Source organism: Vibrio sp. 1F253, from assembly GCF_041439295.1.
GTDB lineage: Bacteria > Pseudomonadota > Gammaproteobacteria > Enterobacterales > Vibrionaceae > Vibrio > Vibrio tasmaniensis_A.
Genome location: NZ_JBGONU010000016.1, coordinates 56191 through 68778, shown reverse-complemented (window position 1 = coordinate 68778; position 12588 = coordinate 56191). Strand labels below are relative to the sequence as shown.

The 12588-nt window shown below is 44.6% G+C and carries 11 protein-coding genes; 1 reads left to right on the top strand and 10 read right to left on the bottom strand.

Annotation, left to right across the window (positions count from 1 at the left end):
* Window positions 1-182 precede the first annotated feature (182 nt).
* The 9 genes from ACED28_RS10405 to ACED28_RS10365 form a co-directional block, all read right to left on the bottom strand.
* Window positions 183-599 (bottom strand): hypothetical protein, encoded by a 417-nt coding sequence (locus ACED28_RS10405; RefSeq protein WP_010440849.1) that lies wholly within the window; start codon window positions 597-599, stop codon window positions 183-185.
* A complete protein-coding gene (locus ACED28_RS10400) occupies window positions 583-1656 on the bottom strand; it encodes a formate dehydrogenase subunit gamma (RefSeq protein ID WP_135382572.1) in 1074 nt (357 codons plus the stop codon). Before ACED28_RS10400 ends, ACED28_RS10405 begins: the two co-directional genes overlap by 17 nt.
* Before the next feature lie 13 nt (window positions 1657-1669).
* Window positions 1670-2278, bottom strand: coding sequence for a formate dehydrogenase FDH3 subunit beta (fdh3B, locus tag ACED28_RS10395; RefSeq protein ID WP_010440854.1), 609 nt, complete (start codon window positions 2276-2278; stop codon window positions 1670-1672).
* Window positions 2279-2289: 11 nt separating this feature from the next.
* Complete coding sequence (locus tag ACED28_RS10390; RefSeq protein WP_371709798.1) at window positions 2290-5145, bottom strand: molybdopterin-dependent oxidoreductase; 2856 nt, start codon at window positions 5143-5145, stop codon at window positions 2290-2292.
* Window positions 5146-5155: 10 nt separating this feature from the next.
* Complete coding sequence (locus tag ACED28_RS10385) at window positions 5156-5356, bottom strand: twin-arginine translocation signal domain-containing protein (protein ID WP_171308287.1); 201 nt, start codon at window positions 5354-5356, stop codon at window positions 5156-5158.
* A gap of 76 nt (window positions 5357-5432) precedes the next feature.
* On the bottom strand, window positions 5433-6065 hold the full coding sequence (locus ACED28_RS10380) for a molecular chaperone (RefSeq protein ID WP_371709797.1): 633 nt from the start codon (window positions 6063-6065) through the stop codon (window positions 5433-5435).
* 9 nt (window positions 6066-6074) lie between these two features.
* Window positions 6075-7736 carry a 4Fe-4S dicluster domain-containing protein gene (locus ACED28_RS10375; protein ID WP_371709796.1) on the bottom strand — a complete coding sequence of 554 codons (1662 nt, stop codon included), beginning with the start codon at window positions 7734-7736 and terminating at the stop codon, window positions 6075-6077.
* A gap of 302 nt (window positions 7737-8038) precedes the next feature.
* Window positions 8039-8722: a DUF3306 domain-containing protein gene (locus ACED28_RS10370; protein ID WP_371709795.1), complete on the bottom strand. Its 684-nt coding sequence runs from the start codon at window positions 8720-8722 to the stop codon at window positions 8039-8041.
* Window positions 8712-9176, bottom strand: a complete 465-nt coding sequence (locus ACED28_RS10365; RefSeq protein ID WP_135443078.1) for a DUF3305 domain-containing protein — start codon at window positions 9174-9176, stop codon at window positions 8712-8714. Before ACED28_RS10365 ends, ACED28_RS10370 begins: the two co-directional genes overlap by 11 nt.
* Before the next feature lie 369 nt (window positions 9177-9545).
* On the opposite strand from ACED28_RS10365, the gene fdhD reads away from it, so the two are divergent.
* Window positions 9546-10367: a formate dehydrogenase accessory sulfurtransferase FdhD gene (fdhD, locus tag ACED28_RS10360; RefSeq protein ID WP_371709794.1), complete on the top strand. Its 822-nt coding sequence runs from the start codon at window positions 9546-9548 to the stop codon at window positions 10365-10367.
* Between the two features lie 243 nt (window positions 10368-10610).
* On the opposite strand, the gene ACED28_RS10355 is transcribed toward fdhD, so the two are convergent.
* Window positions 10611-12194: an ABC-F family ATPase gene (locus ACED28_RS10355; RefSeq protein WP_017103159.1), complete on the bottom strand. Its 1584-nt coding sequence runs from the start codon at window positions 12192-12194 to the stop codon at window positions 10611-10613.
* Window positions 12195-12588: the final 394 nt, after the last annotated feature.

Genomic DNA, 12588 nt, shown 5'->3' with positions numbered 1-12588 from the left:
TCAATAAGTATGTTCTGATGCAGATAGCGGCTGACAACTATTTACGGTTCCGGAGACTTAAAAACAAAAAGCCCAGTGAAATGAATCACTGGGCTTTTAATGTCTTTCGCTGATTAGAGTTAACTCATCGACAAAGGAGCTATTATCGAGTTTGGTAACCCAAACGACTTACATATAAACGCTTAAAGGTTTGGACCTGTAGTCGGGTTTTGCGGTAGGTTTTGACTTAAACGCTGCATGCCTTGATACATACGAATAAACCACACCACAATCGCCACACCACCAAATAACATGCCCACATATGGAATGTAGTAAGCGATGTCATCGATAATATGGTTTTGATACCAGTAATCGTTCACACCGATCAACACGCCGTTAGAGGTCGCTACCGTAACGATAAGCACAACAAAAAACGTCAGGTTCAAGAAGAACGAGCGAATCAAGCCGTAGTAATGGGTATCCACTACTTCGCCGTCTTCGCCTTTATCTAAACGATAGCCCGCGTAGATAATGGCAATCACACCAGAGAGAAGACAAGTAAATGGTGTAAAGCAGCTTAGGATGTAAGCAACCCAAATACCCTTATGAGGTTTGTTCATTCTTATTCACCCCTTCCATTTTCTCTGTTGCTACGTTAGCGCTTTGTTCAACGCCGTTTTTCTCTTGTTCCATCACTTCTTTGTACCAAAGGTCATGGTGTTCTTTAGCCCAGGTTTCATCGACTTCGCCTGTTACCATACCTTCTAGGGCGCCTTCCATACCGAACAAGCCAATATAGATGTGGAACACAAAACCACAGATAAGGATCAGAGCAGCAAGCATGTGAACTAAGTTCGAAAGCTCCATATCACGTCGTGTTTGGCCAAAGATTGGGAAATCTAACACCAAGCCACTGATCGCTGCGACACTGCCCATAACGATAAGCAGCCAAAATAGCGCTTTTTCACCCGCGTTCGAAAACTCTGCCGATGGATGAGAACCTTTGTGTTTCCCTACCATGCCGCCTAGTTTGATGAACCACTGAATATCGACCATTTTGAAGATCGACTTGCGCCACCACTTAATAAGAACAGCCATCAATAGCACATAGAAAATCGGGCCGATGTAGTTGTGGTATTGCTTCGCCAATAGAACGATAAAGCCCCAAAGGTCAGTTGGAATATACGGCTTCAAAAAGTGCTTGCCGTAAACCAACATCAAACCACTGAACGCGAGCGTTAAGAAAGTAAACGCCATGCTCCAGTGCAACGCACGATCCAGTCGAGACCAACGCTTGATCTTACGGCCAGTTCTTGGCGCACTCAGCATTAATGGGCCAATCACAACGTACATTAGAGTAACGAAAGCAATACTGCCAAAGATAGCAACTGCGCCGGCTGGCGACATCCACTTCTCTTTCAATATGTACCACGTTTGCCCGGGCGTACTGATTAACACACCGTGCTCAGCCGATTGAGATGTGGTGTAACCTTCCTCACCGTTTCTTACTTGTCGCCAAAAATCAGCGCCAGCAAGTTGTGTGATTTCTCTTTCAGCAGAGCTCGATTGAGTTTGTGATGAGTTCGTCTCAGATGCATGACTCAAAGGAGACAGCATTGTTAGTGCTGCCAACATCGGCAGCACAACAAGGAAGAGACGCTTAAACATTGTAAGCATATGTCTCTCCTAACTAGCTCTTCATCGCATCGTAAGAAAGGTCGTTGCCGTCTGTCCAACCAGCACCTTTCGCACCGCGTTCTACTACACGCTGACGGAAGATATCAGAGACTTGCTCAGCATCACCTGCAAGCAGCGCTTTTGTTGAACAAAGCGAAGCACACATTGGTAGCTTGCCTTCAGCAATACGGTTCGCACCGTACTTCTGACGCTCTTCCACAGAACCCGGTTCTGTTTCAGGGCCGCCAGCACAGAAGGTACATTTGTCCATTTTACCGCGCTCACCAAAGGCTTCCTGTTTAGGGAATTGAGGTGCGCCAAACGGACAAGCAAACAAGCAGTAACCACAACCGATACATAGATCTTTATTGTGAAGTACGATGCCGTCTTCTGTATGTTCAAAACAGTCTGCTGGGCAAACTGCCATACAAGGGGCATCAGTACAGTGCATACATGCGACTGAGATAGAGTTTTCACCCGGTTCACCATCGTTCAGTGTCACAACGCGGCGACGTTGAATACCCCATTCCAGAGCATCATCATTTTCGTTCTTACATGCAGTGACACAACCGTTACATTCGATACAACGTTTGGTGTCACAAAGAAATTTCATTCTAGCCATTTTAAGACTCCTTACGCTTTACGAATATTACAAAGGGTTACTTTCGTTTCCTGCATCAACGTGACAGGGTCGTAACCATATGTGGTTGCTGTATTGGCAGCTTCGCCAATAACGTAAGGATCAGAGCCTTCTGGGTATTTAGAACGTAAGTCTTCACCTTCAAACTTACCACCGAAGTGGAACGGCAAGAACGCTAAACCCGGTTTAACACGACGAGTAACCATCGCTTTCACTTTGATGCGGCCTTTCTCTGCACCTTCAACCCAAACATCATCGCCATCTTTGAAGCCAATGTCGTTTGCGTCTTTCGGGTTCACTTCAACAAACATCTCTTGTTGAAGTTCAGCTAGCCATGGGTTTGAACGTGTTTCTTCACCACCACCTTCGTACTCAACCAGACGACCAGAAGTCAGAATGATTGGGTATTCAGCAGACTTGTCTTGGTCTTGAATTGATTTGTACAACGTAGGAACACGGAAGATTGCTTCCTTGTCATCCCACGTTGGGTAGTCAGCGACTAGATCACGACGTGGTGTGTAAAGTGGTTCACGGTGCAGTGGTACGCGGTCTGGGAATGTCCAAACAATCGCACGCGCTTTCGCGTTACCAAAAGGAATACAACCGTGCTTGATAGCCACACGCTGGATGCCACCAGAAACGTCAGTCTTCCAGTTTTTGCCTTCAGCAGAGGCTTTTTCTTCTGCTGTTAGGTCGTCCCACCACCCCAGTTGTTTCAGCAGTTTGTCACTGAACTCTGGGTAACCATCTTTGATTTCGCTGCCTTTTGAGTAGCTGTCTTCAGCCAATAGGCTTTGACCTTCAAATTCGACACCGAAACGAGTACGGAAGTTACCGCCGCCCTCAGCAACCGGTTTAGATGTATCGTAAAGGATATGCGTCCCTGGGTGTTTCATTTCTGGGTTGCCCCAACATGGCCAAGGCAGACCGTAAGTTTCGCCATTCGCTGGACCGCCTTCTGCAGCAAGCGTTGTTTTGTGGAACGTGTGCCAGTTTTGTTGGTGTTCTTTCAAACGTTCTGGGCTTTGACCTGTATAGCCGATCGTCCACATACCTTTGTTGAATTCACGAGTGATGTCTTCAATCAATGGTTGGTTGTTCTCAACACGGATGTTTTTGAACAGTTGATCAGAGAAACCAAGCTTCTTAGAAAGAAGGTACATGATTTCGTGATCAGGCTTAGATTCGAACAGAGGATCAACAACCTTGTCGCGCCACTGTAGAGAACGGTTTGATGCCGTTACACTGCCGTAGGTTTCAAATTGAGTGGTTGCTGGAAGCAAGTAAACGCCGTCAGTACGATCGTTCATTACTGCTGCAACTGTTGGGTATGGGTCAACGATAACCATCATATCCAGCTTCTGCATCGCCTTCTTCATCTCTGGACCACGAGTCTGAGAGTTCACCGCGTGACCCCAGTAGAACATGGCACGGATGTTTTCGCGCTGACGAATCTTGTCTTTGTCTTCAAGTACGCCATCAACCCAACGAGAGACAGGAATACCTGCACTGTTCATTGGTTTTTGACCACCGTATGCGTTGTCGTCAAATCGCCCTTTAACCCAGTCAAAGTCGATATCCCAAACTTTAGACCAATGGCGCCAAGAACCTTCAGACAAGCCGTAGTAACCCGGTAGTGTGTCTGATAGTACGCCAAGGTCAGTTGCGCCTTGTACGTTATCGTGACCACGGAAAATGTTTGCACCGCCACCTGATTTACCGATGTTACCTAGCGCAAGCTCAAGTACACAGTAAGCACGTGTGTTGTTATTACCTGTAGTATGTTGAGTACCACCCATACACCAAACGATACAACCCGGACGGTTTTCAGAAAGCAGTTTTGCTGTGTGGTAAACGTCTTCTTCGCTTACGCCAGTAACACGCTCAACTTCAGCAGGGCTCCACTTCGCAACTTCTTCACGGATCTCGTCCATGCCGAATACACGTTGGCGGATGAATTCTTGGTCTTCCCATTTGTTAGCAAAGACATGCCATAACACACCCCAGATAAACGCAACGTCTGAACCTGGGCGAAGAGAAACATAGTGATCAGATTTCGCAGCAGTACGCGTACGACGAGGATCCGCAACAACGATCTTACAGTTGTTCTTCTCTTTCGCGATTAGGATGTGTTGCATCGCAACCGGGTGAGCTTCTGCAGGGTTCGAACCAATGAACAGCATCGACTTACAGTTGTGCATGTCATTGAACGAGTTTGTCATCGCACCGTAACCCCAAGTGTTTGCAACACCGGCTACTGTGGTTGAGTGACAAATGCGCGCTTGGTGGTCAACGTTGTTCGTGCCCCAAAGCGACGCCATTTTACGGAATGCGTAAGCTTGCTCGTTACTGTGTTTTGCACTACCTAGGAAGTAAACTGAATCAGGGCCAGATTCCTTACGAAGTTCTAGCGCCTTGTTACCGATCTCTTCAATCGCTTGTTCCCAAGAAAGCTTCTTCCACTTACCGCCTTCCAATTTCATTGGGTACTTAAGACGACGTTCACCGTGGCCATGCTCACGCAGTGCTGCACCTTTCGCACAGTGTCCACCAGCATTAAATGGGTGATCGAATGCAGGTTCTTGACCTGTCCATACGCCATTTTGAACTTCAGCGTAGATACCACAACCCACAGAACAGTGAGAACAGATAGTACGTTTCACTTCTGTTTTCGCTTCTGGATCGACAGGTTTAGCCTGTGCTTTCTTCATCATGCCCGGTGCGAATAGACTTGCGCCTACTACTGCGCCACCAGCAGCCAATGAAGTATTTTTCATGAAGGCACGTCTAGACACGCCTAGCTGATTGGTTTCTTTGCTCACACTATCGGAGCGTTTGACAAGTTTCATCCGTTATCTCCTAAAGTGTGTCGTAGTAATCGCGAATATGTTGCGTTTCACGATAGCCCGTCTTCTTCACATCTTCTTTCGGCATTTCAACCGTTTCTGAAGCAGTTGCCACCTTCGTTGTTCCAGCGACAACGGCACCCGCTACGGCTGCAGTTGTTAAGCCTTTGAGTAAGTCCCTACGGCTTGTGTTTATTTCTTTATTATCTTTCATCATTGCTTCCTTACCTTGCGGTAGATCTTTTTGGAGGCTTAATGCCCCTCTATCGATATAATCGCGTACTGCTCGATTACTCGTAATCAGTGACGTTTTTCACATCAATCTTTAATTTATGCTTACTGCTTTTGGTATTAACGCTAAAACGCACTTGCTCTAGCGTTAGGAATGCTTCACACAGCTGAGCTGCTGATTTGTAGAAGTTCGCACTTTCTGCACTTTCAAGCTGACGCGTAAAAGAGTTGAACCAAGGACCAAGGTGCTTATTAAAAACGGCTTGTTGAAGCGCGTCTTCTTCATTGGTTAGCATCGCCATTACTTCACACAATGCAGCAATATGATCTTCTGGCTCTTTCACTTGATCATCACGCTCAATGCCTAAAAGCTCTAAATCATGACGAATTTCTGCCAGTGGTTTTTCCATCATGGCGCCAGTTCTATGCCAAGAACCAAATGGAACAATCTCTCCACGGCCAATGCCAATGAACAGGTCTTGATATTCGTCTTCTAATGCTTCGCGATTTGATTCCGTTGCCGCTTGTTGAATGGCAATCCAAGCTTTTTGCATTGCGCTCTCAGACGCTTCAATGTCTAGCGTCTTTAGAAAATCAATCACCTCTTCAGAAGGTGCGCTACGAAACAATGCAGAAAGAACCAAATAGATTTCAGTTCTTAGTGTCTGTTCTTGATCTAAATTCGTTTCCAATGCCAACTCCTAGTATTTCAGTTGTTTCAATGGGTCTTGAGCCATCGAATCAAACATATCTATCACACGGCAGTCTTCACACATCGCAATACGGTTGATTGCTGATTCGTCTGAAAAATGAGAGTGACCGCGTAACTTGTTTTGTAACATGTCAATCATAGACTGCGGTGCGAATGGCTTATGACAACGAATACATTCCGCTGCTTTCTCTTCATGAATCACAACAGCCTTTTGACGTTCTTCTTTCACCCAGTTCATACGAGGCGTTAGAGTCAGAACATTTTCAGGACACGCTTTTTCACACAGACCACATTGAATACAGTCTTGTTCTACAAACTTAAGTGATGGAGACGCGCCATCGGTATGAAGAGCACGTGTAGGACAAACTGCCACACAACTCATACACAAAGTACAATCTTTGCTTTCACACGAAACTGTGCCATATGGCGCATTCGAAGGAAGCTCAACAATGTTTTCAACTGGAATTCGAGATGAAGACATAGCATCAAGTGCTGTGAATAGGCGTTGACGTTTATTGCCTTGAAGATCACCAAGTGCAAGATCGAATGAATCAACGCACAGAGTTGGAGGACCTTCACGTAGAGATTCTAAATACAGTATATCGATGGTTTCTTTTGGAACACCGATTTGGTCTAGTAACTCTTGAGCGCTCCCTACTTCGTTATTTAGGACACGAATGATCGTCTCTGGCATAAAGCGAGAAGCAGCAAACAGAACCTGAGTTGCGCCATTCACTAACGCTGCAAACCAAGTATCAATACCAATAGAAGGCAATTCTTCAACAACGATTGGAATCACGTTATCTGGTAGCGCTTTAAGAGCCATCACGTTGTAAGTTTCATGACGTGAGCTACAGATAAGTACGATTGGGTCCAGACCGCCTGCATGTTCATAGTTAGCTAGCGTACGTTCAATGAACTTTTGCGTATCGTCAGGATTTGGAAGCGCATAGGTAATCGCTTCTGTAGGACAGCTTGTTGCACAAGTCCCAACGCCCTGACATAGGTAAGGGTTAATCTCGATCTTGTGACCTGTCTTGTCTGAGCCTTCACTTGATAGTGCGCCAGCAGGACAAGCATCAACACAACGCTCACAGCCTTTAACGCCACGTGAACTGTGCGTACAAAGGTCGGTGTCTAAACGGAAGAACTTAGGCTTATCGAACGTGCCCATTAGCGTTGGAATCTCTTCCAGTGCTTCCGCCAGTTTTGGATAGCCTCGCCCTACTGGGTAATAACCAGGAACAGGTACTTCTTCAGTCATGCAACTATTCAGACAAAGGTCTAAAACCACATCGAAACAATCGTGATTAATCGCCACTTTTGCCAAGTTGCTTGATGTGCCTTTACTCTCAATCACGACTTCAAACGTGCCGAGGAAACCCGATACTTGAACCGAATTCGCGAAGTACAGTTCTGGGTTTGTGCCCTTTTCGCCGTCAGTTGACAATAAGGTTAAGCTCGTTAATTGAGGTAATTGCGCCGCAGCACTTTCAATGATCGCAGTTGGACCAATAACAAGTGTATTACCGCCGCTTTCGTAGCTAACAGTAGGTGGAATCAGATTTGTTAACTCTACTGTATTTTCAAATGCATACAGTCTTGCTTTAGCGTTATTTGAAGTTGCTTGTTCTAATAATTGTTTAAGCATTGCTCAGTTCCATCTATGGACATGGATAATCTGTTCAACCTTCATTGTAGTAAGCGATAGAGAACTTGCTGAGTAATCCGTTAACAACTAACTCTTTAGCTAGTGTGCCATTCGTTAGACCATGAACTCGTCTATCTACAAAAAAGTTGATAATGAACGTTATTTAGCAAATGCCATGCCAATTTAATAATCCTTATGTATCAGTACTTTAATGCTTTGTAGCGTTTATTGTACGTATAAAAAAACCGCTTGGGACATTTTGTCGCAAGCGGTTCATTGAGTGTTTAGTCAAAATGTACCTATTATTTGTGTGGTATATTTTGTCCCACCTCTGTCAGGTCAGCTTCGTCTGACATTGTAGCTTTATTATCGGCCACTGTGTTTTTATACAGTCCTCTTTCTTCACCCGCAATTTCGTCACTTTCACTGAGTTCTGACTCGGTCTCTTCAGCTTCATTAATAGAGTCATCAACCTCATCAATCAAAGTTTCTTCTTCATTATCAGCGGCTTGTTCAGGTTCGTTTACTGTGTCTTCTTCTGTCTTGTCTTTTACCCAATCGCGAAGAGCTTCTGCAACTCCTTCAGACAGAGACTTTAAATTGCTGTAATCGTCGTCGTAATCATCTAAACCATCACGAACGTTGAACTCTTCTGAGAGGAATAGTTTACGCAATGCCGCTTTTTTTACGCTTTCAGAGGCTTCTGATACCAATAATTGGGCAACAGACAAATCTTCAGTGGCTTCTGGTGCGGGATCTTGAACGTCAGCAACATGAACGTCTTCATTGGTTTCTAAAGCTTCACTCTCTATAGACTGAGGTGCTGCTTCCATTTCAGACGAAAGCTCAGCAGACGAAATCTCAGAAGATGAAGAATCAGAAGAAGTGAGTTCTGGTGCTTCCAGTGTTTGCTCTACTTCCAAAGGTTCGTCAGTGGGTCCATCAAGCTTTCGTTGAGACCAACGGCTAAAGAAGTTAGTTGCCATTTGATCTTCCCGCGCCTTTGCGTTTCTTACGTCTTGTTTCTAATAACTCGCCATGACGACCGATGAACGCTTCCATCCAAGCCTGTACGGGCAAAGGAATGTCGTAGGAAAGTACTTGGTTGTCACCGTCCATGTATTGCCCTGCAACGGTTTGTGAGGCAGTAAGTAACTGAATGACGGGCTTAACATCAGAATCGACATTATCCATTACTAAGAAAAGCTTTGGTTGTTGGGAGCTTAAATTGAAACGGTAGTCAGTACGTTCGTCTTTGTGTAACTGAAGTAAACAAACGTCTTGGGCGTCATCTTCTGGTGACAGTTCAAACCCCTTCAATTCCCATTGAGTGGTTACCCAGATACCTGTTTTGATCTCTTTCTCTATTCTTTGGACACCTATTGGCCAAGCTGCTTCTGTTTTTTCGTATTGTTCTTTGAATTCTTTTATCTCAGACATACTTCACCCAATTGATTTTCTTTGGCCTGAATGTGCTTAGGACATTTTGTACTTAGCTCAATCCTATAAGCGCTATCAAGCAATAAACACGCCAATACAGGTTAACTCCAATAGCACATCTACAATGTTCGTTATCAAGTTGTCACTTAACGTTAGTCGATACTGGTTATTTCATACAACTCCACTCGGTGAACTCCCATATTTTGCGCTATTTTAATCAAATGCTTCATGTTTTCCTGAATACCCGTTATTTTGGAATAAGATTTGCTTTAAGCATGAGTTAAAGAATCGATGAACAAGATCGGCGTTAGACCCTCTTGTTAACTTCTTATCTCTTTAAATCGCTATCTCATTAAGTAGGACGTGACTGTGGTAAAACCAAACATAATAAAAACTAGTGAAAACCCACTTCAAACAATCGAAGTTGAAGTGTTTGATGAATATGGTGAGAAGCTAACCAAACAGATCGCTTGTGAACGCCCTCTTACCGTCATGTTGAACTGGAAAGAGATCGTAACCCTGATGACGCTCGGCTCGCGTCCTGAATCTTTAGTCTTGGGTTATTTGAAGAACCAAAGCTTCCTTTCTGACTCTGAAGCAGTTGAATCTATCATCATCGATTGGGAAACCAGCTCTGCAGCGGTCATTACCAATGAAGATACGAGCCAGCTTGAGCAAGCGCTTAAGAAGAAGACGGTGACCTCTGGCTGTGGTCAGGGCACCATGTTTGGTAACGTGATGAAGCAGTTGGAAGATTACCAAGTGCCTCAGACCAAAATTAAGCAATCTGAAATTTACACGGCTTTAGAAGCACTGACTCATTACAACGACACCTACAAGAAAGCTGGCGCGGTACATGGTTGCGCTGTTTGCAAAGACGACAAGGTTCTATCGTTTGTTGAAGATGTTGGCCGTCACAATGCGGTAGATACGTTGGCTGGTGAGATGTGGCTTAACAAAGAGTCTGGTGAAGATAAGATTTTTTACACTACTGGCCGCCTGACTTCTGAAATGGTCATCAAAGTGGCGCAGATGGGTATTCCTGTTCTGTTATCACGTTCAGGCGTAACGCAAATGGGTTTAGATTTGGCTCAGCAATTTGGTATCACAACCATTGCTCGTGCTAAAGGCCTGCGTTTCCAAGTGTTCACTGGCGCAGAGAAGATTGATTTTGATGTGAAAGGTGAATAATCAGCAGTCGGAAAAAAGCGTAAGTTCGATTGGTGATTCACTAACCGCTTCTAATTGTAAAGTTCTGATGTAAAGAGTTAGTGACCCTTCAAGGATAGATACATAGAAACTTAGCTAGATACAAGATACAAAAACGCCGTCATGCTTTTCAGTATGACGGCGTTTTTAATTTTTAATTTTCGGTTTATAGCTGATAGCTTAATTTCCAACGCATTGAGTTGAAAACTAAGGCTAACTTAAAGCTTAGCCGCGTGCTTTCAATAATTCTGCGTAAGTACCGCGGAAATCGTTGATTTTGCCATCTTTGATTTCAAGGATACGAGTTGCAAGCGAGTCTACGAATACACGGTCGTGAGATACGAAGAACAATGTGCCTTTGTAGTTCTCAAGAGCCAAGTTAAGCGCTTCGATAGATTCCATATCCATGTGGTTCGTTGGTTCATCCATAAGCAGGATGTTTGGCTTGTGCATCATGATCTTACCAAGAAGCATACGACCTTGTTCACCACCAGAGATAACCTTTACAGATTTCTTAATGTCGTCTTGACCAAATAGCATACGACCTAGGAAGCCACGAACAACTTGCTCGTCTTCGCCTTCTTGGCGCCATTGGCTCATCCAATCAAACAAGTTCATGTCTGTCTCGAAATCGTGTGCGTGATCTTGAGCGTAGTAACCGATGTTTGAGTTTTCAGACCACTTGTACTCACCAGTACGTGGCTCAAGAGCGCCAGCTAGTGTGTTAAGTAGCGTTGTTTTACCCACACCGTTCTCACCGATGATAGCAACACGCTCACCTACTTCAAAAATACCGTCGAACTTGTTGTATAGGTCTTCTTCAAAACCTTGAGATAGGTTTTCAACCACAAGTGCATTACGGAATAGTTCTTTAGATTGTTCGAAACGGATGAATGGGTTTTGACGGCTAGATGCTTTAACTTCGTCTAGTTGAATCTTATCGATCTGCTTAGCACGAGACGTTGCTTGCTTCGCTTTAGATGCGTTAGCAGAGAAACGAGATACGAACGTTTGAAGTTCAGCAATTTGTGCTTTCTTCTTAGCGTTGTCAGACAGTAGACGCTCACGAGCTTGAGTCGCAGCTGTCATGTACTCATCGTAGTTACCAGGGAATAGACGAAGTTCGCCGTAATCAAGGTCAGCCATGTGTGTACAAACAGAGTTTAGGAAGTGACGGTCGTGCGAAATGATGATCATTGTGCAGTTACGTTGGTTTAGCGTATCTTCCAACCACTTGATGGTGTCCATGTCCAAGTTGTTCGTTGGTTCGTCAAGAAGCATGATATGCGGGTCTGCAAACAGTACTTGAGACAATAGAACACGAAGTTTCCAACCTGGTGCTACTTCGCTCATTAGACCGAAGTGCATAGATTCTTCAATACCTACCGCAAGAAGAAGCTCACCCGCTTTCGCTTCTGCCATGTAACCGTCCATTTCAGCGAACTGAACTTCAAGATCAGCTACCTTCATGCCGTCTTCTTCGCTCATTTCAGGCAAAGAGTAAATGCGGTCACGCTCTTGCTTAATAGCCCAAAGTTCTTTGTGACCCATGATAACCGTGTCGATTACCGTGAATTCTTCGTAAGCAAATTGGTCTTGGTTTAGTTTAGCTACGCGCTCGTTTGGATCGTAGCTTACGTTACCAGCACTTGGCTCAAGTTCACCAGATAGGATCTTCATGAACGTCGATTTACCACAGCCATTCGCGCCGATTAAACCGTAGCGGTTGCCTTCGCCGAACTTAACTGAAATATTTTCGAAAAGTGGCTTAGCGCCGAATTGTTGGGTGATATTTGCTGTGGAGATCAATGCCGTTACCTTTTTAATGTGAAAAACGCCGCAACGTTACTTGTTCGGGGCTTTAACTGCAAGTCTTGATTGCAATTACCCGCTATTAAGTGAGTGATAACCCAACCAAATCATAGTTTGAGCTGACTCACACTTTTGATTTTCTATTTATCGACGAAAAGCCGCTGATTTTCAGGGAAAACAAAATATCAAACGGCGCCCTAAAATGGGAGAGATATAACGTCCCAAATCATGCCGACCATTGAATATATCGTATGCTGATTAGTTACAGTAAAACCAACCCGATCAAAGCAGGCACAGACATAGCCAAGACTAGCCTAATCCCTGACAATTTCATGACAAAATCGATCGAAACAGGAATAAAGTACTCGCCCCCGATACGGGGTTGGATTTC

Bases quoted from the DNA above. Each gene is read 5' to 3' on its own strand.
- ACED28_RS10405 (WP_010440849.1), bottom strand. From the start codon at position 599: ATGAACAAACCTCATAAGGGTATTTGGGTTGCTTACATCCTAAGCTGC.
- ACED28_RS10400 (WP_135382572.1), bottom strand. From the start codon at position 1,656: ATGCTTACAATGTTTAAGCGTCTCTTCCTTGTTGTGCTGCCGATGTTG.
- fdh3B (WP_010440854.1), bottom strand. From the start codon at position 2,278: ATGGCTAGAATGAAATTTCTTTGTGACACCAAACGTTGTATCGAATGT.
- ACED28_RS10390 (WP_371709798.1), bottom strand. From the start codon at position 5,145: ATGAAACTTGTCAAACGCTCCGATAGTGTGAGCAAAGAAACCAATCAG.
- ACED28_RS10385 (WP_171308287.1), bottom strand. From the start codon at position 5,356: ATGAAAGATAATAAAGAAATAAACACAAGCCGTAGGGACTTACTCAAA.
- ACED28_RS10375 (WP_371709796.1), bottom strand. From the start codon at position 7,736: ATGCTTAAACAATTATTAGAACAAGCAACTTCAAATAACGCTAAAGCA.
- ACED28_RS10370 (WP_371709795.1), bottom strand. From the start codon at position 8,722: ATGGCAACTAACTTCTTTAGCCGTTGGTCTCAACGAAAGCTTGATGGA.
- ACED28_RS10365 (WP_135443078.1), bottom strand. From the start codon at position 9,176: ATGTCTGAGATAAAAGAATTCAAAGAACAATACGAAAAAACAGAAGCA.